This window comes from Cohnella sp. GbtcB17 (genome assembly GCF_019091135.1).
Lineage (GTDB): Bacteria > Bacillota > Bacilli > Paenibacillales > Paenibacillaceae > Cohnella.
On the sequence record NZ_JAGXJW010000004.1, the window covers coordinates 166,318 to 189,184 of the forward strand.

Annotated in this window: 14 protein-coding genes; 12 read left to right on the top strand and 2 right to left on the bottom strand. The window is 60.0% G+C overall.

The genetic code is table 11. The features are described from left to right. Positions 1–71 precede the first annotated feature (71 nt). A complete protein-coding gene (locus tag KVT38_RS03230; RefSeq protein WP_217592251.1) occupies positions 72–2,249 on the top strand; it encodes a discoidin domain-containing protein in 2,178 nt (725 codons plus the stop codon). A gap of 736 nt (positions 2,250–2,985) precedes the next feature. Here KVT38_RS03230 and KVT38_RS03235 read toward each other — a convergent pair. Both KVT38_RS03235 and KVT38_RS03240 read right to left on the bottom strand, forming a co-directional pair. Further along, positions 2,986–4,713, bottom strand: coding sequence for a response regulator (locus tag KVT38_RS03235; protein WP_217592252.1), 1,728 nt, complete (start codon positions 4,711–4,713; stop codon positions 2,986–2,988). 1 nt (position 4,714) lies between these two features. Further along, positions 4,715–6,574: a cache domain-containing sensor histidine kinase gene (locus KVT38_RS03240; protein WP_217592253.1), complete on the bottom strand. Its 1,860-nt coding sequence runs from the start codon at positions 6,572–6,574 to the stop codon at positions 4,715–4,717. A gap of 195 nt (positions 6,575–6,769) precedes the next feature. Between KVT38_RS03240 and KVT38_RS03245 the strand changes: the two genes are divergently transcribed. The 11 genes from KVT38_RS03245 to rpe all read left to right on the top strand — a co-directional run bounded on the left by KVT38_RS03245 (position 6,770) and on the right by rpe (position 22,840). After that, positions 6,770–8,176 carry an ABC transporter substrate-binding protein gene (locus tag KVT38_RS03245; protein WP_217592254.1) on the top strand — a complete coding sequence of 469 codons (1,407 nt, stop codon included), beginning with the start codon at positions 6,770–6,772 and terminating at the stop codon, positions 8,174–8,176. 111 nt (positions 8,177–8,287) lie between these two features. Beyond that, entirely contained in the window at positions 8,288–9,166 is an 879-nt protein-coding gene (locus tag KVT38_RS03250; protein ID WP_217592255.1) for a carbohydrate ABC transporter permease, read from the top strand. A gap of 1 nt (position 9,167) precedes the next feature. Beyond that, complete coding sequence (locus KVT38_RS03255; RefSeq protein ID WP_217592256.1) at positions 9,168–10,067, top strand: carbohydrate ABC transporter permease; 900 nt, start codon at positions 9,168–9,170, stop codon at positions 10,065–10,067. A gap of 37 nt (positions 10,068–10,104) precedes the next feature. Then, the gene (locus tag KVT38_RS03260; protein WP_217592257.1) at positions 10,105–12,246 is read left to right on the top strand and encodes a glycosyl hydrolase family 2 protein; all 2,142 of its coding nucleotides are present in this window, start codon (positions 10,105–10,107) and stop codon (positions 12,244–12,246) included. 90 nt (positions 12,247–12,336) lie between these two features. Further along, entirely contained in the window at positions 12,337–15,768 is a 3,432-nt protein-coding gene (locus tag KVT38_RS03265; protein ID WP_217592258.1) for a discoidin domain-containing protein, read from the top strand. 62 nt (positions 15,769–15,830) lie between these two features. Continuing rightward, complete coding sequence (locus KVT38_RS03270) at positions 15,831–17,444, top strand: S-layer homology domain-containing protein (protein WP_217592259.1); 1,614 nt, start codon at positions 15,831–15,833, stop codon at positions 17,442–17,444. A 148-nt stretch (positions 17,445–17,592) separates the two neighbouring features. Continuing rightward, positions 17,593–18,717, top strand: coding sequence for a GntR family transcriptional regulator (locus KVT38_RS03275; RefSeq protein WP_217592260.1), 1,125 nt, complete (start codon positions 17,593–17,595; stop codon positions 18,715–18,717). Positions 18,718–19,138: 421 nt separating this feature from the next. After that, a complete protein-coding gene (locus tag KVT38_RS03280) occupies positions 19,139–20,041 on the top strand; it encodes a sugar phosphate isomerase/epimerase family protein (protein WP_217592261.1) in 903 nt (300 codons plus the stop codon). Beyond that, positions 20,017–21,117: a galactitol-1-phosphate 5-dehydrogenase gene (locus KVT38_RS03285; RefSeq protein ID WP_217592262.1), complete on the top strand. Its 1,101-nt coding sequence runs from the start codon at positions 20,017–20,019 to the stop codon at positions 21,115–21,117. Before KVT38_RS03280 ends, KVT38_RS03285 begins: the two co-directional genes overlap by 25 nt. Continuing rightward, a complete protein-coding gene (locus KVT38_RS03290) occupies positions 21,114–22,148 on the top strand; it encodes an alcohol dehydrogenase catalytic domain-containing protein (RefSeq protein WP_217592263.1) in 1,035 nt (344 codons plus the stop codon). The genes KVT38_RS03285 and KVT38_RS03290 overlap by 4 nt, the downstream gene beginning before the upstream one ends. A 26-nt stretch (positions 22,149–22,174) precedes the next feature. Beyond that, the gene (rpe, locus tag KVT38_RS03295; protein ID WP_217592264.1) at positions 22,175–22,840 is read left to right on the top strand and encodes a ribulose-phosphate 3-epimerase; all 666 of its coding nucleotides are present in this window, start codon (positions 22,175–22,177) and stop codon (positions 22,838–22,840) included. The last annotated feature ends 27 nt before the right edge of the window (positions 22,841–22,867 follow it).

The following is a 22,867-nucleotide window of genomic DNA, read 5'->3' on the forward strand; positions in this document are numbered from 1 at the left end:
TGATGCCTGCTCAGTCGGAATGGCGTATGGCGAATTGTAAGCGCAACCAAAATCAGGCGGGAGGAAAACAAATGAAGAGAATGTCTCGGTTGGCGGCATGGATGATCGGCATTGTCGGCGTCATCGCGCTCGGGCTTTCAGCCCATGCGGATCAGGCGGATGCTGCGGTCTACTACGTGAACAACCAGAGCGGCGCCGGCTGCAGCAATGCGTCGGCAGGTACGTCGACGACGGCGCCCTGGTGCGACTTTACCCCGGTCAACGCCCGGACGTTCGCGGCGGGAGACCAGGTGCTGCTCAGGAGCGGCGCGACCTGGACGGGACAGACGCTGACGCTGAAGGGCAGCGGAACGGCAGCCAATCCCATCGTGTTGTCCGCCTACGGGGCGGGCGCGAAGCCTGTCATCGCACCCGGCACGACGGATGCCATCGCCGTGCTCATCGACGGTTATGCGGGGTGGAAGATTACGGGTCTGGAGCTGAAGAACGCCTGGGAAGGCATCAGGCTCCAGTACGATCATGCGTATAACCGGGATTATATCTGGATTGAAAATATGACGATCCGCGATATGACGGCCGCATACAATAGCGCCCCGGCGACTTACAACCATACATCCGCCGGCATCAGCGTCAAGACGATGGCCGACGCCGTGTCGCCCGCGTATACCGACAAGGTGAACGCGCCGGGCAGACTGACGGCGCTTACGAACTTAACGATCAAAAACGTAGCGTTTTACAATTGCGACACCGCCACCTGGTTCGGGGCGCCTGTCTCCGGCTTTAATCCGAACGAGCATTTATGGACGAAGCGCGTCGTCATGGACAATCTGACGATCGACGGGGGCGGCATGTGGGGCTTCAACGTTATTTTCGTGGATGGTGGGACGCTCACCAACCTGACGGCCAAAAACATCGGCGCCGTCTCCAATCCGTTCGGCTCGGCTGGCATGGTGGTCGCCTATTCCAAGAACGTGGAAGTAATCGGGGGCGAGATCGCGAACGTAGCCAGACACCCCGATCAAAATTACGACGGCGTCGGCTTCGACTTCGAAGGCGTCGGCAAGAACATCTCGCTGCGCGGCATGAACATTCACGATACGGCCGGAGCGGGCATTTTCCACTTCAACAACTCGAGTCTGCCGGACGTCGATTCGGTCATCGAGAATAACGTCGTCAGCCATTACGGCACGAATCCGGGCAACAGCAGCGAAGGGATCCAGTTTGCTGGCGGCAGCGGCCTCGTAACGAACAATGTGTTCAACAACAGCCGCGGCCGCAGCACGTACGGCGGAACATACGGCGGATTTTACTTTGCGGCGAATACGGTGAATACCGTGCCGACGACCTACGTGCCGACGGCACCGTCCGCCTTGCCTTCCCCGGCCGGGACCGGGCTGGTCGCTTCGCAGACGCCGGGCACGCTGCGCAACGATTCGAACGGCGAAGTCGGCTTCAAGTTCACGACCGGCGCCGGCGTTATCAGCGTGAACGGGCTGGGAAGGCAATTTACTGCGGGCAATGAAAAGTCGCATACGCTCAAGCTGTATCGCGATAGCGACAAGGCGATGCTCGGCGCCTGCAGCGTCCGGACGTCCGCGGGAACGCCGGATTCGCTCGGTTATCAATATTGCAAGCTGGCGGAAAGCGTCTCGCTTCTGCCGGGCACCGCCTACCTGCTCGTGACGACCGAGGACAACGGCGGCGATCAGTGGTACAGCGACAATACGACGATCACGCTTGGCTTCGGGACGGTTGGCGGCTCGGTCTATAATAACGGATCCGGCTGGAATACCGGGATTTCGGGCAACCGCGCCTACGGTCCCGTGACGCTGCTGTACCAGGTCAATCTGGCCTATGGCGGCACCGCTTCCGCGTCGTCGACGGATACCGCCAACGGCTATTCGGCCGCCAAGGTAAACGACGGAACGGCGACCACCGACTTTAACGGCTGGGCCAGCGCTTCACCGATTATGCCGCAGTGGGTGCAAATCGACTTTGGCGCGAACCGGACATTGGGCCGGGTCGAGCTGTTCACGACGAGCGGGTACGAGCTGCGGAACTATCAGCTTCAAGTCTGGAACGGCGCCGCCTGGGTCGACTGCGTTCCGGCGGTGACGGGCAATGCGCAGGCACACAGCACGCATGTCTTTGCGCCGGTGACCGGCTCCAAGATACGAGTGTACGCGACGCTTGGCGATGCGGCGAGCAGCTATGCGCGCGTCAACGAGATTCAGGTATTTAGCAGTTGATGCCGATAGTGGCGATCGTCTGATGGGCGTGGATACAGGAATAGCGCAATTCTGCGCTATTCCTGCGCATGACGCGTGCTGGTGGGGGAGACTGAAGAGCGTGCATGCGAGTATAGCGCAATTCTGCGCTATTCCTGAGTATGACGCGAGCGGGTGAGGGCGTCTAGAGGACGTGCATGCAAGCATAGCTCAATTTTGAGCTATGCTTAAGCATGGCGCGGTAGGGGAGCGATCGCCTAAATGCGAGCATGCGAGTATAGCGCAATTCTGCGCTATTCCTGAGTATGACGCGAGCGGGTGAGGGCGTCTAGAGAGCGTGCATGCAAGCATAGCTCAATTCTGAGCTATGCTTAAGCATGGCGCGGTAGTGGAGCGGTCGGCTAAATGCGAGCATGCGAGTATAGCGCAATTCTGCGCTATTCTTGCACATGACGCGAGTAGGTGGGGGTGTCTAGACGGCGTGCATGCAAGAATAGCTCAATTTTGAGCTATGCTTAAGCATGGCGCGGTAGGGGAGCGGACGGCTAAATGCGAGCATGCGAGTATAGCGCAATTCTGCGCTATTCTTGCGCATGACGCAAGCGAGTGGAGATCGACTGAAAGGGATGAATCGAAACAAAAAAGGGGCTTTCTCAAAGGGTCAGCAATCGACCCGCGAGTGAGCCCCATTTTTGGCGAATTCGGCCTCGCTCAGCTTGAGACAGCCGCTTTTTCGTTCGCCCCGGCGCGGCGGTGGTCACAGCGTGCGAAATTTAAACTCGCTTGGCGTAAACCCGGTCGCTTTCTTGAACACTTTGGAGAAATATTTCTCATTTTGAAATCCTACGAGATTGGCAATCTCATAGGTTCGGTACCGGCCTTCGCGGATATAAAACTTCGCCTTCTCCATGCGCAGCCTCAGCAGGAAGTCGGTGAAGTTTTCGCCGAGCTCCTTTTTGAACTCCCTGCTGAGATATTCCGGGCTGATCTGCAGATGGTCCGCCACCAGCTCCAGACTGATCGCCTCGTGGAAGTGCTCGGCAATAAAATCGCGCGCCTTTCCCATCAGCTTCTTGGTCGATCGGGTCGATTTTTCCTGGATATGCGCGAATGCGTCCATGCACCGCTGCCGGAACCAGGCGATCATTTCCTCCACGCTTTGCAGCGCGTTGACCTGCGTATACAAATGATACTCGTCGCCGAGCGCTTCGTCGGCGTCGAAGCCAAGCTGCCTCAAGATGGTGGCGATCAGCACCACGAGCCGATAATTCAGCTTGGCTACGTCGGCGATCTCGAACGAGCAGGGAACGCGGAAAGGCGCGAAGCGCTCCGCAAGGAATGCCGAGGCCTCGTCCTGACGGTGCGCCTCGAACAGGGCCAGCAGCTCCCGTTCCGCCGCAAGGTCGAGCGTTACGCTCTCGGGAGCCGAATCCCGCACCGCTCTGCACGCATACACGCGACCCCCGCCGTGCACCAGCTTCTGCGCATAGGCGCGACGCGCGGAGGCGAACGAAGCCGGCGTCTCGTCGAGCCGTCCGGCAGCGTGTCCGACGCCCGCCGTAATAGACAGCTTCAACACGTCGAGCGCGAGTCCGGACGCCCGATCAGACAGCGCCGCTATCTTCCCATCCGCGTTCTGCCCATCCGCGTTCTGCCCATCCGCGTTCTGCCCATCCGCATTCTGCCCATCCGCGCTCTGTCCATTCGCGCTCTGCCCATCCGCGCTCTGCCCATCCGCGCTCTGCCCATCCGCATACTGCCCATCCTCACCGTCCCCATTCAGCAGCAGGCCGATCCCGTCATCCCATCGAAACGGCTCCGCGATAAGCCCACCCTCCCGAAAGACCTCGAGACAAAGATTTTCAAGCCCGTACTTCAGCAGCTCGACATCGGAGCGCGGCATCGCTTGCGCGATGCGAACCGCCTCGTCCATGCCGGCCAGCCATACATAATGGAAGGGATACGGAAATCGGATGCCGTATTCTTCGCATTTGCGCGCCTGCCTGCCGGATGCTTCCTTGCCCTCGACGATCTCGGTCAAGTAACGGCGGCGCAGCTCCGAGGTGCCGGCGTTTAACTTGATCTGAAGCCGTAGCTCGTCTTCGCGCAGGTCCCGCTTCTGCATCAATTCCTGCAGCGCGCGACGGACGACGTCTTCGAGTTCGGTTTCGGCGACGGGCTTCAGCAGATAGGCGTAAGCGCCGAATTTTAGCGCCTTTTGCGCGTATTCGAATAGATCGTAGCCGCTCAGCACGATGAACGGCACGTCGCCATGACGCTCGCGAACGCGCTCCAGCAGGGCGATGCCGTCCATTTCGGGCATTCTAATATCGGACAGGATTAGGTCGGCCTTCCGCTCCTCCAGCAGCGCGAGCGCCTCCGAGCCGTTGCCGGCGATCCGGATGTCGTCGATGCCGAACCGGCGGAGAGCGTCCTCGAGCGAGCCGCGAATTTGCGTCTCGTCTTCGACAATCAGGATGTTCATGTCAGACCGCCTCCTCTCCAAGCCTGTCGTGCAGCGGGAGCTTGATTCTTACCGTCGTGAAGGCGCCCGCCTTGCCGCTTATTTTGATTCCAAATGCCGGGCCGAAATGCAGCCGGATGCGCGCATGCACGTTTCGAATGCCAAGCCCGTTTCCTTGGCTGCCTGCGACAGTCGCTTCGTCCGTTACGGTCCGAGGCGTGCCGGCCGCCTCGGACGACGATAAAGCGAACCAGCCGTTCAGCCGCGATATTTCTTCTTCGGACATGCCCGAACCGTTATCGTAAATATAGATGAGCCAGTGATCGTCCGCCGGCTTGGCTGTAATGCGCAGCTCGCCGCCGATCGTCTTGTTCGCCAGTCCGTGCTGGATCGCGTTCTCGACGAGCGGCTGAAGCGTCAATCTTGGCACGGGCTTTTCCCACAGCGCGTCGTCGATCTCGAAAACGGTAGAGAACCGTCCGGCAAAGCGGATATCGTGAAGATAAATGTATTTCCGGATGTGATCGATCTCTTCGCGCAGGGTGACGGCGCTGCTGCCCTGATGCAGGCTGTACCGGAAAATGCCCGACAGGTTCTGCACCATCGCGGAAGCGCGTTCATAATCGTGGCGGTCGATGACCGACTTGGTCGCATACAGCGTGTTGTACAAGAAATGAGGATTGATCTGCGACTGCAGCGCATTGAGCTCCGCCTGGTTGCGAAGCAGGTTCGCTTCATACTTCTGAACGATCAGCGATTCGATATTCCCGACCATGGTGTTGAACGCCTGGCTGATGCGGGCCAGCTCGTCGTTGCCCTTGACGGGAACCCGCGTGGAGAAGTTCCCCATCTCCAATTGCTTGAACGAGGGCATGAGCCGGCGAAGCGGCTTGACGATCAAAAAGGAGACGACGATGGAGATGAGCAGCACGATTCCCGAGACGACGATCAGCATGAGGGCCGTTATGCTCCGGAGAAAGCCGCTTTTCTTCTGCAGCTCGGACATCGGGAGCAGGGACACGACCTGAAATCCGTACTGGGACGGCGCGCTGGCGATGACAAGCATACTCTGTCCGCCGATGTCGGTCTTGACCTGGCCGCGGCTTAGCCCCTTGGCGACGGACAGCAGTTTGTCGCTCTCCTTTTCCCCCCATTGGACATTGCTGTAGATGAGCTTGCCCGTTCGGCTGATGATGGCGGTCTGCTCGCCCTCCTGCAAATTAATATTGGCGATGTCGCCGAAGAACTGCTCGGTGTTCTGATCGACAAGCAAGACGCCGGCCGGTCCGTCCGCATTGTAATCGGCGATGGACTGCGCGACCGAGATGACGACGGGCTTGGGGGCGCTGACGGGATTAAAAAGAAAATCGTTCGTGTGCGGATCGAGAAAATGGGGCGCGCCGTTAAGCGCCATCGTCTCCTTGAACCAGGGCTCGTCCAGCACGGAGCCGGCGACGGAGTTGCGGCCCTGAACGTTAATGGCGTACTTGATTTCGCCGTGCGTGTCGATCAGGGTAATGCCGTTCAGTTTGTCGTTCATCTGAATAAGGGCGAGAAAATAGCGGTCGAGTCGCTCCTTGTAGTCGAAGTAGGCATCGCTCGTGTCGCCTGGCCCGGAGCCGAGCATATAGGTAATTTCTTTGCTGATCAAAAAGAGGGAGGCCGATTGCTTCTGCAGGATCAGCACGTTTTCGTCGATGTTGCGCATGATCTGGTCGGAGATGGCCGCTTTATTGCGGATATAGTTGTTCTCTACGTTGCGCGCGGACAGGGTGTAGGAGACGGCGCCGTAAAGGAAGACGGGCACCGATATCGCGAGCAGGTAGATCACGAACAGCCGATACGCGATTGAGTTGTTTGCCGGAAAGCGCCATTTACGCATCGAGCTCCACTCCAGGTTGTTAGTAGGCCTTAAGTTGTTCCTATCATAGCATGGCACCGGAGCGCGTTCTATGGGATGATCAAGAAATTACACCTGATGTCAAGATGTTGATTCTATTCGATGCCGCGGCGTCCGGCTTACAATGAGCATGCGGGACGATGCCGCATGGTCTGTTCATCATAGGAGGGGTTCTCAATGAATAACGTACGGACACGAAAAAAAGTACAGACATTGATTCCGGCCAGTATCCTTGCGCTCGGCTTGCTCTCGGCATGCGGATCGAACTCGGATGCGGGAGGAAATGGATCCGTTGCAAGCCCAAATACGGCGTCCGCGAGTCCGGCAAGCGGCGAAGCGACGGCCAGCAGCGCGCCGACCGGAAGCGACGCGTCGGCGCAGGATACCGAAGCGTTTACGATCAGCGTGGCGAGCTGGAACCTCGGAGACGAGCCGCTGGGCATCGTGAAGGCTTATCGCGAAGCGTTCGAGAAGGCCTACAAAGTCAAATATCCGAACGCCACGATCGAATACAAGAATACCCCGGGCGAAGCCTACTTCGATCTGCTCAAAGCGCAAATGGCTTCGGCGTCGGCGGCCGACGTCGTCCAGTTCCAGAGCGCGCAGTTGCCGCTGTTCGCGAAGGCGGGCTATATCGCCGACCTGTCGGACATGCCGTTCGTGGCGAATATCGACGGCGCGCCCAAAACGCAAAGCTCTTACGGCGGCAAAGTGTACGCAGCGCCGTTCGACCTGAACAGCAACGGCGTCTGGTACAACCGCAAGCTGTTCGAGGACAACGGCATCCAGGTGCCGAAGACGTGGGACGAGCTGGTGCAGACGGCGGAGACGCTGAAAAGCAAGGGGATTACGCCTTTTGCCGGCGGCTTCAAGGACGCCTGGGTGGCGAGCATGACCGTCAGCGTATTCCTGCCTAACGAGTACGGCAGCGATACGTTCGAGAAGGACGTTTACAACGGCACCAAGAAGCTGAACGGTCCGGAAATTCAGGCCGCATTCGGCAAGCTCCAGCAGTTCGTGGACAAAGGTTATTTCGGAAGCAACGCGCTCAGCAACGGATGGGATCTGCAGCGCAAGGATTTCGAGGACGGCAAAGCGGCCATGATTATCCACGGTCCGTACATCGGCGGTCTCGTCAACAGCGAGATGAAAGACAGCGGCGGCATGGAAACCGGATTTTTCGCCCTGCCGAGCGACAAAGGCGAGCCGCTGCTCAGCGTATCCGTCGGCGTATTGACGGGCGTCAATGCGCATACGAAAAACCTGCAGCGGGCCAAGGACCTGGTGACGGCGATGCACGATCCGGATGCCATCGTCATTCGCGACAAGGATGCGGGCGTATTCCCGGCCATCAAAGGAATCGACATCGATTACAAAGAAGTGGGCAACAAGGATTTCCTGAGCGTGCTCGGCTCCACCAAGAGCATGATTCAGGGGCAGTTCATGCCGGCGTCCGTCGGCGACGTCTATGCCAAGCTGTTCACCAAGATGCTGGCCGGCAAAGCGTTCAGCCCGTCCTGGCTTGACGAAGCCGACAGCGCCTTCGTTCGCGACAAGGGGCTCGTGGCCGCTCCCGAGCAGTAAGTTTTATCATGGACAGCAACTGGCCGCAAGGCCGGGAAGGGATGCCGCGGATCGAGCTTCGCCGCCGTATCCCTTCTTCTTTCCAACGAACAACCGAAAGCAGGGAAGCGTATGAAATCGGGTTTTAGAAATGCATGGGTCGAACTCTCTTTTGCGGCGCCCGCATTGATTTTTTTTCTTATCATCGTCGTCTGGCCGTTCGTCAGTTCGTTCTATTACGCCTTGACGCAGTGGGACGGATTTTCCAAGCCGGTCTTTATCGGTTTCGACAACTTCGTCAACTTGTTCAAGGAACCCGGCTTTCGGATTGCGCTTCGCAATACGCTGCTTTTTGCGCTGGCCGGCCTTTTCCTGAGCAACGCGCTGAGCCTTGCGCTCGCGCTGGCGCTGAACAGGGCGGGTCGCTCGCAGACGGTGCTGCGCACGATCTTTTATTTGCCGGGCGTCGTCAGCTTCGTCACGATGTCGATCGTCTGGACGATGATCTACCACAATGACGGCGCGCTGAACCAGCTGCTGCGGTCGATCGGACTCGGTTCGGCGGGGCGGGAGTGGCTCGGCACGTACGACTCGGTTATGCCCGCCCTGATCGTCATTATGGTGTGGGGCGGCGTCGGCTTTGGCGTCATCGTCTTTCTCGCAGGCCTCAGCTCGATTCCGGCCGAGCTTTACGAGGCGGCCAATCTGGACGGCGCAGGCCCGGTATCCGTTTTTCGCTACATCACCTTCCCGCTGCTCATGCCGTCGATCACGGTCGTGACTTTCCTTGGGCTGACGACGACGCTGCGGATGTTCGATCTGCCTTTTATCATGACGAACGGCGGTCCGGGCGACGCCTCGAACACAATCTCCCTGATCATTTACAAGCATGCGTTCAGCTATAGCAATTACGGGTACGCGACGGCCGGGGGCATCATTCTCTTTCTGTTCGTCGGCGTCGTATCGCTGCTTCAGCTCAGGCTGACGAGAAGCAAGGAGGTGCAGATCTAAGATGAGCGCGCTTCAGACTTCGGCCCGGGCCAAACGGCAGGTCGATCGCGTCAATCGCGTACCGGCGCGAGCGGCCGCATCGCGGTCGTCGCTTCACGTCGCGTCCCAGGCCGCCACATGGCTCATGGGTGCGCTGTTCCTTGCTCCTTTTCTGCTGTTCTTCCTGAATACGTTCAAGGATAAAGCGCATATTTTCGACGCCTTTTACATGCCGGATCTCACGGATCTGAGCAATTACAAAACGATGCTGCGGAATACGGACTTCTTCGCTTCATTGTCGCTCACGGTCGTCATCTGCGCCGTTACCCTCTTTTTTATCGTCCTGTTCTCTTCAATGGCCGGCTACATCATCAGCCGCTCCGAGCGGAGGTGGATCAAGTGGATGTATGCGCTGTTCGCTGCCGGCCAAATCATTCCCGCCCAGTCGAGCATGCTGCCGCTCTACAAGCTCGGGGTGGCGACGCATCTGATCAACACGCCCGTTTTTCTGATCATCATCTACGTGGCGGGGGGCACGGCCTTTGCATCGCTGTTCTTCGCGGCCTTCACGAGGACGATTCCGCAAGCGCTGGAAGAATCGGCCTTCATCGACGGCTGCGGGCGATACCAGACATTTTTCCGCATCATCCTGCCGCTTCTCAGGCCGGCGACGGCCACGATCGTCACGACGACCGTGTACTGGTACTGGAACGATTTTCAGGGGCCGCTAATCTATTTGAATGCCGGTGACGTAGCGCCGCTTATGATGTCCGTCTACAAGTTCATGGGCGCCAACGCGACGGTGGATTGGGGACCGGTGTACGCGCTTTGCTTCCTGTCCGCCATACCGATGATCTTGTTCTTCTTGTTTACGCAAAGGTATTTGCTGAAGGGCCTGGTCGTTGGCTCGGTAAAAGGCTAGCTTGCGCTTGCAGGCGAACGAGGAGGATGGCGAGACGATGAACGACGCGAACAACGGTGAAGGAAGCGCGTTCGAAACGCCGCCGCTGCGATATCGCCCCTATCAGATCGTCCACGATTGGGGGCCCGATCCGGGAGAGAAGCTGGATCGCCTGGCTTCGCTCGGGATCGGCGGCATCGTGACGAACGTCCCTTGGGACGATCGCTATCTGCAGAATGAGAGCGCATTCCGAGAGCTCGCTGCACATATGGAAGCGGTAAGGGAAATGGGACTCGGCATCTGGCTGTACGACGAAAAAGGCTATCCCAGCGGCTCGGCGGACGGCCTCGCGCTGTCGGACCATCCGGAGCTGCAGGCGCGGGGGTTGTACCGGATTTCTGTGCGCGGCAGCGGAATCGCACCAGTGGTCGTATCGGTGCCGGATGACGGCATTCGCTTCTATTCGGCATCGCTGCATTCGTTAGAGGAAGCGGCGAGCGGCGGCACTGGGGCGAAATGCGCGGAAACGGCGCCGGACGGGTTGACGGTGCGAACCGAGGGCATCGAAGGCGAATGGGTGCTGCACGCTTACGTGGAGAAATACTTGTACGAAGGCACCCACGCCGAGCGGAACGGCTGGTCACCGCGGCGTTATCCCAATCTGTTGGACAGCCGGGCGGTTCGGCGGTTTATCGAGACGACGTACGAACCGTATGCGGTCCATATCGGCCAGGGACGAATCGGCGAAGCGGTGTCCGCCTTTTTTACCGACGAGCCGAGCCTGATGGCCGCCTATCAAAATACGGAAGAAACGTACGCGCGCGCCGTCGTGCCGTGGACGGAGGCGCTGCCCGGCCGATTTGAGCGGGAGCACGGCTACGCGCTCGCGCCTTGCCTGCATGCGCTGTTCGAAGGCGACGGCGTAGCGGAGAGAACCGTTCGCGTGCAGTTTTACCGCACCGTCTCCAGCTTGCTTGCCGAGAGTTACTTCCGTCAGCTTGCCGACTGGTGCAGGACGAGGGGCATCCACTTTTCGGGACATGCGTTGCTGGAAGAGAGCATGGTGTATCACACTGCTTATTACGGCAGCCTCATGCGCGTGCTGCGGGAGATGCCGTTTCCCGGCGTCGACATGCTGACGACAAGGCCCCGACGCTATGTCGACGATCCGTTCGGCTATCTGCTTGCCCCGAAGTTCGTCAGTTCCGCTGCGCGGGCCGCCGGACGACGGGATGTGATGGCCGAGATCTGCCCGGTTCATTTTGATCCGTCCGGCGCGTTTACATATGACGGCGATGCGTCGCTAAGCGACATGACGGGAACCGCCAATCTGCTGTATATGGGCGGCGTGACGCACATCAACTCCTATTACAACGCTCTGGAAATGGGAGAGGAGCAATACCGGCGCTACTGCGCGCATGTCGGCAGGCTCGGCGTCATGCTGGAGGGCGCGGCGCATCTGCCCGATGTCGGCGTCTACTACGGTATCGAGACTTATCAGGCCGACTATAAGCCGATTCGCCAAGCGGTGCGCCATCAGTCTGGGTCGATGTGGGACCGCCACGAATCGCTGCTAGCGACGGCGCGCGGACTCTTGTCGGCGGGGCTGGATTTTAATTTCCTCGACGATCGGGCGATTACCGATGCCGAGCTCAAAGGCGGTGCGCTCGAAGTCGGCGGCATTGCTTATCGCGTGGTGTTGATGCAGAACGTGGAGGTCATCCCGCTCGCCGTGCTGGAGAAGCTGCAGCGCTTCGAAGCCTCCGGCGGACGGATCGTCTGGTCCGGAGCGTTGCCGGCTAGCGGCATTTACGCCGACGAGCATGCCGAAGTTGTCCGGCGGATGCGAGCGTGCGAGCTTGTGCCGGGAGAAGAAGCCACAGTAAGGATACGGGCCGCCTGCTCCGAATCGATAGCTCAGCCTGCGCTTCGGATCGCGGGTGTCGACGGCGGCGAGCGGCTGTTCATGAGCCGTTACCGCAAGAACGGCGAGGAATTGCTCATGCTGCTCCATGCCGGCGACGGCATGGCGGAAGCGGTGCTGGACGCAGGGGCAGGGGGAGTTTCGTCCGCCGTGGTTTATAATCCCGAGACAGGAAGCCGAGCACATGTGAAGCTGCCTTTCCGGCTGCGGTTGAAGCCATACGGCTGCCTGTTCTTGCAGACGATGAGTGAAGGGGATCGTCATGCAGATGACTGATTTCTCCTTTCTACAAGTCGATTTGAAAGCGAATTCATTTCAAGAAGGGGACGACTATCTATGAAATATGCGCGTTTGAGGCCGTGTCTATTGATACTCTTTGCTGTCCTGCTAGTCATGCAGCTTATCGGTTTTGTGTTCTCGCCGGCGGTCGTACATGCGGCAGATGCGGCCGTATACTACGTCAGCCAGTCGGAAGGGGACGACACCGCTGACGGACTGTCGGAGGCGACCGCCTGGAAGACGTTGACGCATGTGTCGCAGAAGACATTTCAGCCCGGAGACCGCATTCTGCTCAAGGCTGGCGACCGATGGACGGGAGAGACGCTGACCCTGCGCGGCAGCGGTACGCCGGACCTGCCCATCGAGCTGTCGTCCTACGGGACGGGGGACAAGCCGCTTATTTCTCCTCAACTGATGGATGCGGCCGCCATCACGCTCCATAACGAGGAAGGCTGGCGCATCGACGGCATCGCGATGGAGAAGGCGATGACGGGCATCAACGCGGAATTCGACGGCGTGTACGACAAGCGGTCGCTCACGTTCGAGAATCTCGACATCCGCGATCTCGACGATACGTTTAACAGCAAGCCGAATTTGTACAACCACTTTTCCACGGGGATCGCCCTGAAGGGGAACGGCAACGCGTCGACGTACCATCTGCGCGGACTTACGATGAAGTCGATCGTCTTCGACAACGTGAATACGCCGCTCTTCCAGGGGGCCATTTCCCAATATACGAACACGGCCGGGTTCGGTACGAACGCCAGGTTCAAGGACGTGACGATCGACGGTTTGACCGCGACGAACGCCAAGCAGTGGGGCTTCAACTTCCTGTTCATGGTGGATGCGTCCATCACGAATATCAGCGCTGAAAATGTGGGCGTGCTGGGCGGCACGCATGACGGCGTCAATCCTTACGGCATCGGCGGTATCGTCGTCGCCAACTCGAAAAACGTCGTGTTTGACGGGGTTGAGCTTCGCAACATCGGCAAAGGCTCGCAGGGATACGACGGCGTCGGCTTCGATTTTGAAGGCGGTACGGACGCATCCAATGTCACGCTGCGCAACGCCGTCATAGACGGCATCGACGGCGCCGGCATCATGATCTTCGACAACGGCGGCGTGGGCGGCACCGACGGCGCTCATGTCGATGGCGCGATCGTTCGCAACTTCGGCAGAAGCCCCGGGAACTCCAGCGGCGGCCTCAAGTTTTTCCCGAACACCCGATCAACAGGCACGATCCAGAACGTGACCGTCGATCGGGGAGACGCGCAGGTTCCGTTCCTGGAAGGGAGCGCCGACGGGTTCACGCTGACGAACATGACCTATGTGCCCGATGCGCTCAAAGCCGAGTTCGTCGAGCTCGACACGGCGACCTCCGGCGATTGGCGCAGCCGGTTCGGACGGGAAGGTTACAAGCTCGAAAAGCTGGAAGCGAAGCTTCCTGCCTATGTCGTGCTGAACGAGACTAGCGGCGCGAGCCCCGTCGTCCTGCAGGAGGCGACCTCCGATCGCAGAGCGCTCACCAATGCGCAAGGCACGTTAAGGTCGGCAGCCGCCCTGGTCACGCCGGAAAAGGGAGGTACGCTCGCCTACGATCTCGATCTGAAAGACGGCTTGACGCACCGGATCGCCTTCTACATGGCGGACTGGAATCGCGAAGGCATGAAGCAGTCGGTGACGGTCGAGGACGAAGCGGGACAGGTGCTCATCGAACCGCGTACAATCGAAAATTTCGGAGACGGCGTTTATTACGTATTCGATGCGGCGGGCCATGTCGTCGTCAAGGTGACCGGGGCTGCGGACAGCAAGGCGACCGTGAGCGGGCTGTTTTTCGGCAGCGCGAAGGCAACGCCGATCATGACGGTCGGCAAGGCGACGGCGAAGCCCGACATCGACGGGGAGATCGGCGCCGCGGAGTGGACGGCTGCCGAACCGATCGACATGAGCGACGAGACGCAGGTCGCGCATGGGGACGGCGCGCTGATCGGCGCAACAGAAACGGACCTGACCGGCACCGTCCGGTTGATGTGGGATTCCTTCGGGCTTTATTTGGCGGGAACGGTTCGGGACAACGAGTATTTTAATCCTTACGGCCAGGGAGACCCGCTGAACAACAACGATGTCATCCAGTTGACCGTCGACCCGATGAACCGCAAAACGTCCGGTACAGCGGACGCATACATTTTCGACTTCGTGCCGACGTCGGGCACCAGTCAAAGCGGACCGGCCGCTTGGTACGAGCATTGGAAATGGGGCGGCGCCGATTACCGGGCAGGCGTGAAGGTCGCGGGGAAAAAGACGACGGACGGCTACGCGCTCGAAGCGTTCCTGCCGTGGAGCGCGCTCCGCAAAAACGGGGAGTCGTTTACGCCGGGTCCGAATATGAAGCTCGGCCTGGGTGTAATGATCGGCGACTTCCGCGCGAACGGCCAGCTAAAGGGCATTTTGACGAACTTCGGCCAAGGCGAGAATACGATCGGCGACGCCTCCTCGTACCGGACGGCGCTGCTGACCGAACACGCTACGGCCAGCGCGAACGTGTCGCAAGGCAAGCCGGTCATCGCTTCCAGCAACAACGTGCCCAGCTCCGATCCGGCGATGGCGGTGGACGGCGACGATGCGACGGCCTGGGTAGCGGCGAACGGCGATCTGCCTCAATCGCTCCGGGTGGATCTCGGCCGGTCTTATCGGTTAAGCAGGATCGAGCAGCTGTATCTCACGAACGACCCTTGGAAGTACACGCTCGAGGGCTCGAACGACGGGACGGACTGGACGATGCTCGCCGATCGGTCGGACAATGCGGTGCAAGGCCCTTCTTTTGCGGACGACGTGGCGGGCAGCTACCGGCATGTGCGCGTCAACATGATCGCGGGCTGGGGCAACTGGGCGACGATGAAGGAGTTTAAAGTGCTGACGGACGAATCCCTTCTCATCTCCGCCGCGTATGCGATCGACGAATCGGCGCGTACGATAGCAGGCGTACGGTACGGAGAATCGGTCGATACGTTCCTGAGCCGGCTTGCCTCCGTTAACGCTGCGGTCGACTTGTTCCGCGCGGACGGGACGACGCCCGTTGCCGGAGGCGCGGTCGAGGACGGCATGAAGGTGATTTTGCAATCGACCCAGGGACAGGAGTCCGTCGTCTATACGGTGAACGTCGAGTCGCCGTTTACGATATCGACCTCCTTCAAGGTGGGCCATAACGGGAATCCCACGGGGCTTGCGCCAGGCGAGCTGCTCACGGGCATGCTTCAAGCGACGAACAATGGCGCGACAGCGCAGACGGTCACGCTGGTGACGGCGTTGTATGACGCTTCAGGCGAGGACGGAGCGATGGTCAACTTCTCTTACCGGACGCAGACGCTCGCTGCCGGCGAGACGTCGACGCTGACGGCGGGCTTCAAACTGCCGAACGCAGTAGCCGGATTTAAAGCGAAGCTGTTCGTCGTGAGCGGCAGCGATTTTCTGGCCCCGACCGGCATTTTAAGCGAGCCGGCCGTGCTGGCCGGAGAGTGAGCGATACGAACAGAGACGCCGGGCGGCATCGATTGCGTCCGGTGCGGAGGAGGACATCGGCTATGAGAAAGTGGATTTTGCTGCTGCTGATCGCGGTGCTGGCCGTTCAGCTCCTGCCGGCCGGGGCGAACGCGGCCGCGGCCGAGGGAGCGCTGACGGCGAAGATCGATCAGAGCGACCGAACGGTAGTTATCGAAGGCAGGCTTCCTGAAGCCGGCACCGAGGTTCTGGTCACGGTCACGGACCCGGAAGGCCGAATGGACTACTTTAATCAGAAAAAGACGGACGAAGCAGGCGGCTTTCGCTTCAGCTACGTCAGCCTTACTGCGACGAAGGGGACTTACCGCGTTCGCGCGATCGGTTCGTCGGCAGGCGGAGGAGCGCCCCTGGAAGCCGAATATACGTATTCGGGCACCACGCCGACGAGCGGCGGCGATTCAGGCGCGAATGTCGTTCCCGGCACCGATGATTTTCAAATTCTTTCTGGGGCCGACGGCACGGTTGTCATAACGCCGAGATGGAGTCGCGATCCGGATAGCAGCGTTTTTTTCGCCGCGATCGGCAGCGAAGCATTAAATCGGGCGATGGCGCTGGCGAAGCCCGATGCAGACGGCGCGCGCCGCATAACGATCCAGGCAAACGCAGCGGAAGCCGCAAAGGGTTATCGCATCGCGCTCCCGGCGGCGGCCCTTCGTGCGGATTCCAAATCGGCGTTTATTACGCTGGAAACGCCCGTCGCATCCGTTACGCTCGCTTCGGATATGTTGGACGGAGACGGGGCTTCGGTCGCGGAATTTACGATAGCGGCAGCGAACCGCGACGGTTGGAACGAGGCGGCGCGCAACGCCGTCGGCAATCGTCCGGCAGTCGATATAAGCGTGCGGCTCGACGGTAAGGGCGTCGACTGGAGCAACGTTGCTTCGCCGGTCAAGGCGACGATTCCTTATACGCCAGCGCAGGGGGAAGCGGCAGAGATGCTGATCGTCCGGTACGTCGATGACAGCGGCCGGTCGATGCCGGTCCCGAACGGCCGTTACGAGAACGGTGAAGTCCTTTTCCGAACCACGCATCTCAGCACCTATGCCATAGCGTACGGCGGCCAGGCGTTCATCGATGTGCCCGCCTCCCATTGGGCGCATAGGGCCGTTGGCGCGTTGGCTGCCAGGGAGATCGTCAAGGGAAGAAGAGACGGCGTCTTCGATCCTGCTGCACCGATATCGAGAGCTGAATTCGTAGCGCTGTTGATGAGAACGTTGGAACGCGAGACGAAGGGTGGCGGCAGCGGTTCCGGCGAGGCGCCGCTTTTTAAGGACGTGAACGCCGGCGCGTATTATGCGGCTGCGCTTCGCGCCGCGGCAGCCGACGGCATCGTAACAGGGGACGGAGACGGCCGCTTTCGTCCGAATGCACAGATCTCAAGACAGGAGCTGGCCGCGATGGTCTATCGGGCGCTTCTCTTGACGGGGCGGCTTGCCGTGCCGGAGGGGCAGGCAGTGGGCAGCGCCGTTTTCAAAGACGCGTCCGATATGGCCGCCTATGCGCGGGAAGGCATCGGCGCGCTGGTCTCCGCCGGCATCCTGCAGGGCAGCGGTCAGTCGTTCCGTCCGATGGCATCCGCTTCGCGAGCCGAAGCCGCTCAGGTGATGTACAACGTCTGGCTTTCGAACGCTGAATAAGGCAGCTTCAATTGAACGTATAAAATGGCATGCGCTAGAGCAGAACGCGGGAGCCCCCTCCTTTGACGGGGCTCTTCGCATGTATTAGTATGTATTAGTGATTGTTAGTACGTATCAGACGAGAGATTCACGACAAAGGAGCAGAGGCATGGACGCCGGAAATAAGCTTGTGAAGGGCCCGCTTGCCCTGTACGAACAGATGCGGCTCAAAATCGTCGAGCTGATCGAGGAACGCCGGCTGCAGCCGCACGATCCGTTGCCTTCGGAGGTCGAGCTGGCCGCCTTGTTCGGCGTGAGCACGAGGACAAGCAAAGAAGCGCTGATCGCGCTCGCCAAGGAGGGCATCGTCTACCGGATGCCCAGGCGCGGCACGTTCCTGGCCGAGGCGAAGGGCGCTGGCAGTGCAGGCAGCACCGGCGTGCGCCTGAAGCTGGCCGTCGTGCTGCCTGCGCTTGACGACTATACCGGCAAAATCGTGGAAGCGGCCATTGAGGCAGGCAGCCGCCAGGACGCGGACATCGCTCTTTATATTTCGGGCGGCGAGCCGGAAAAGGAGGAGGAAATGATCAAGGAAGCGGCCGCGATGCAGGAGATCGGCGGCGTGATCTGGTTTCCCGGCAACCGCAAAGCTTGCAGCAACGAGGTGCTCCGGCTTCATCTGGCCAGCTTCCCGATCGTGATCGTCGACCGGGCGTTCCGCGAGATCGATATTCCGAGCGTCTCTCACGACCATTACCAGGGCGCATACGAGCTGACCTCGTGGCTGATCGACCGGGGACACCGGCATATCGGATTTATCACGGAGGATATCGAGGGCATCATGAGCCGGGAGGAGCGTTATCACGGCTATTTGCAGGCGCTGCTGGATCGCGGCATTCCTTTTTCCAAAGCGTTAAGCTACATTTGCGCGGATGCGCCGGATGCGGACGAGGAGAGGAAGCGATCGGAGCTGCACGCCTTTTTGCTTGAGCATCCCGAGATGAGCGCCGTTTTCTGCGCCAACGATCTGCTCGCCAACCTGACGATCAACACTTGCGTACGCGCGGGTATCGACGTGCCCGGCCGGCTGTCGGTCGCGGGATTCACCGACTCGTCCGTCGCGCAGCTATCGGTCGTCCCGATCACGACCGTGCGCAAGCCGCCCGAGCCGCTGGGCGAAGCCGCCGTCGCGCTGCTCCTGGAGCGGATCCGCCATCCGGAACGGACGCCGCAGCCTGTGAAGCAGCCCACGACGTTGATCGTCCGCGAGAGCGTCGCAGAAGTATGCACGTAAGTCGATACATCGCGGCCCAAGCCGCGCGCCTCACCTGAAGTATGCACGTACGTTGACACTTCCGGCCTCAAGCCTCGCTCCGCGCCGGAAGTATGCACGTACGTTGACACTTCGGTCCTCAAGCCTCGCGTCGCGCTCGAAGTATGCACGTACGTCGACTACTTTCCGCCTCAAGTCCCGCTCCCCCGACACACATGCTTATCAATCAGCAAGACCGTCGCCCCATTCGTTGCCCTTTTTCAGACCAATCCCAGATAAGAGCTCAGTCCGCAAGCCGCCCCGATGGTTGAATCGGAGCCGGCTTGTTTTTGTGATGTCCTCAGTTTACGGCGGCAGCAGCAATTATTTTAAAAAAGGCGGTTGTATGTACTAGTGATACATAATAGTATTAATAATAAATAAAAGTATCAGAGGTGATTCAGTGAAACCGAATTTGAAGCTGGGCATCAACCTCGGCTTTGCCATCAACAAGTACGTGGAGCCCGAGGTGTGGTCCCGAATCGCCGCGGAGGAGCTGGGCATTCGAAATGTTCAATTCGTCGCCGACCTGCTAAACGTCTTTTTGCCGGATGCCATCATTCGCGAGCAAGTCGAACGGATCAACCGCAGCACGCAGCAGTACGGCCTGAACGTGACCAGCACGTTCACCAGCGCTTTTACGCGCGTCAATCACTTCATGCATCCGGACGCCGAGACGCGCAAGGTATGGCTGGAGTGGTTCAAGAAGTTCGCGCGCGTCTCCGCGGAATTGGGCGCGAAGTCGACCGGCAGCCACTTCGGCATTCTCACATTCGCCGACTACGACGATCCTGCCCGCAGGGAATATCTCGTCGGCGAAGCGCTCAAAAGCTGGCAGGAGCTGAGCTGGTACTGCAAGGAGCTGGGCATGGAATACCTGATGTTCGAGCCGATGTCCATTCCGCGCGAGATGGCCAATACGGTCGAAGACACGCGGGAGCTGCTGGCGCGGCTGAACGAGGATGCAGGCATACCGTTCAAGCTGTGTCTGGACGTCGGTCATGCGCCGCATCCGGACGATCGCGATCCTTACCGCTGGGTCAGAGAGCTGGGAAGCGTGTCGCCGGTCATTCATATTCAGCAGACGGAAAAGGATCACAGCCGGCACTGGCCCTTTACGGAGGAATACAACCGGCTCGGCATCATCCACGGCGAGCCGCTGCTGGCCGCGATCGAGCAATCGGGGGCGACGGAGGCGGAGATCGTCTTCGAGATCTCGCACCGCGAAGCCTGGTCGACGGAGTTTCGCATCATTGAAGATCACAAGGAGTCCGTCGCGTATTGGCGCCGGTTCATCGCGAAGTGAAGGAAGGAGCGAGGCAGATGAGAGCGGCCGTGCTTCACGCCGTCGGCGATCTTCGGATCGAAGAGGTCGAGCGTCCGGCACCACGCAGTGGAGAAGTATTGCTTCAAGTAAAAGCTTGCGGCGTGTGCGGCTCCGACATTCCCCGCATTTTTACGAAAGGCACCTACAGCTTTCCGACGATTCCGGGACATGAATTTGCCGGAAAAATCGTGGCCGCGGGCGAGGGCGTGGACCCGGTGCTCGTCGGCCGCAAGGCCGCCGTGTTCCCGCTCATTCCATGCCGCGACTGCGCAGCGTGCGAGATCGGAGAGTTCGCCCAGTGCGAGCGCTACGACTACATGGGCTCGAGAAGTCACGGCGCATTCGCGGAATATATCGCCGTACCCGCGTGGAACGTCGTTCCGGCGCCGGATAGCCTCACTTATGAGGAGCTCGCGATGACTGAGCCGGCAGCGGTCGCCCTGCATGCGCTCAGGCAGGCGGGCATCGAGATCGGCGACCAGGTGCTGATCAGCGGCGCAGGTCCGATCGGCCTGATGCTGGCCAAGTGGGCGTACGCCTGGGGCGCTTCGAGGGTGCTGCTGTCCGATATCGACCCCGCGAAGCTGGCGTTTGCGCGCTCTTTGGGCTTTGCTGACACGGTGAATGCAGTTGAGGAAGACGCCGCGGAACAAGTGCTCCGGATCACCGGCCGAGGGGCGGATGTCGCCGTCGAAGGCGCCGGAGCGGGGGCGTCGCTCGAGGTATGCTTGAAGGCCGCCCGCAGCTTCGGCCGCGTCGTCCTGATGGGCAATCCGGCAGGCGAGATGAAGCTCTCGCAGCAAGGGTACTGGGAGATCTTGCGCAAGCAATTGACGCTGAAGGGAACCTGGAATTCCGGCTACGCAAGTCTGCCGAAAAACGAATGGAAGCTGGTCGTCGAGGCGATGGCGGCCGGCCGGATCGAGCTGCTGCCGCTCGTCACGAATCGCGTGCCGCTTGACGAACTGAACGACGCGTTGGAGATGATGCGGGATCGCAGCGCATTCCATAACAAAGTCATGTTTTGCCAGAGCGAGGAGGAGGAGCAGCGATGAAAGCCGCCGTATTGGAAGCGCTTGAACGAATGACGATCAAGGAAGTGCAGCTGCCGGAGCCGGATGACGACAGCATGCTGATGAAGGTGGAGGCCGTCGGGATTTGCGGCTCGGACATTCGCATTTTCCACCACGGCAACAGCCGGGTCGAGCTGCCTCAGACGCTGGGCCACGAGGCGTCCGGCCGCATCGTGAAGGTCGGCCGCAACGTGACGAAGTTCGCGCCAGGGGACCGCGTATCGCTCGGTGCGGACGTTCCCTGCGGCGCGTGCGTCTTCTGCGAAGCGGGCATGGGCAACAACTGCCAGATCAACTATGCGCTAGGCTACCAATTCGCGGGCAGCTTCGCCGAATACGTCCTGCTGAACAAGACGGTCGTCCATTACGGCCCGATCCACAAGATCGCGGATCATATTACGTACGACGAAGCCGCCCTGGCGGAGCCGCTTGCTTGCGTGCTCAACGGCCTCGAGCTGTCGAACGTCTCCATTGGGGACACGGTCGTCGTGATCGGCGCCGGACCGATCGGCTGCATGCTGGTCGAAGTGGCGCTTAAGATGGGCGCGCGCGTGCTGCTTGTGAATCGTTCCCGCCCGCGGCTTGAAATGGCGAAGCAGCTTGGCGCGCACGCCTATATCTGCTCGGCGGAGGAAAATGCGATCGAGCGGGTGCTTGAGGAAACGGGCGGTCTAGGCGCGGACGTCGTCATCACGTGCAACCCGTCTCCGGAAGCCCAGGTCGATGCGATTCATATGGCCAAAAATCGCGCGCGCGTCAATTTTTTCGGCGGTCTCCCGAAGGGTCAATCGATGGTGACGCTGGATACGAACGTCATTCATTACAAGGAGCTATTCGTTCACGGCGCCCACGGCTCGCTGCCGCGCCATCACCAGAAGGCGGTCGAGCTGATTAATACCGGCATGATCGATATGAACAAGTATATTTCGCACCGTTATCCGCTCGCATCGATCGAAGAAGCGATCGCCATGGCGGAGAGCCATGCGGGCATGCGCGTCATTATCAAGCCTTGACGGGCTCGAACGGAGGAACCTTATCCATGGGCGGTAAAATTGCGCCTTCCCTGATGTGCGCCGATTTTCTTCATCTCGAACAGACGCTGTCCGCGCTGGACCGGGCGGGCGTCGACTATCTTCACATCGACATTATGGACGGCGCGTTCGTCCCGAACTTCACGCTCGGGCCGGACTTCGTGCATGCCGTCCGCCAGGCGACGCGCATTCCGCTCGATTTCCATCTCATGGTGGACCACCCCGAGCGTCATCTGCATCTGTTTCCCGTACAAGAAGGGGACATCGTATCCGTGCACCAGGAATCGACGCCTCATCTGCAGCGGACGCTGCAGCAGATCAAGTCGCTCGGCGCCAGAGCGTCCGTAGCGCTAAATCCGGCAACGTCGGTGCTGTCGATCGAGGACGTGCTGGACGACGTCGACCTGATTCTGGTCATGACGGTGAATCCGGGCTTTGCCGGACAAAAGCTCGTACCGGCGACGCTGCAGAAAATCTCGCGGCTCAAGAAGTACCTTGAGGAACGGGATTGCGGCCATATCGAGATTGAAGTGGACGGGAACGTAAGCATGGAAAACGCGAAAAAAATGCGGCAGGCCGGCGCGGATATTTTCGTGGCGGGCACGTCGAGCGTCTTCAAGCCCGGTGCGGACCTGGTGGCGTTGACCCAAGCGTTGCGTGAAGCCGTGGCTTAGTGCTGCGAGTTTGCCGGCAGCTCAAGA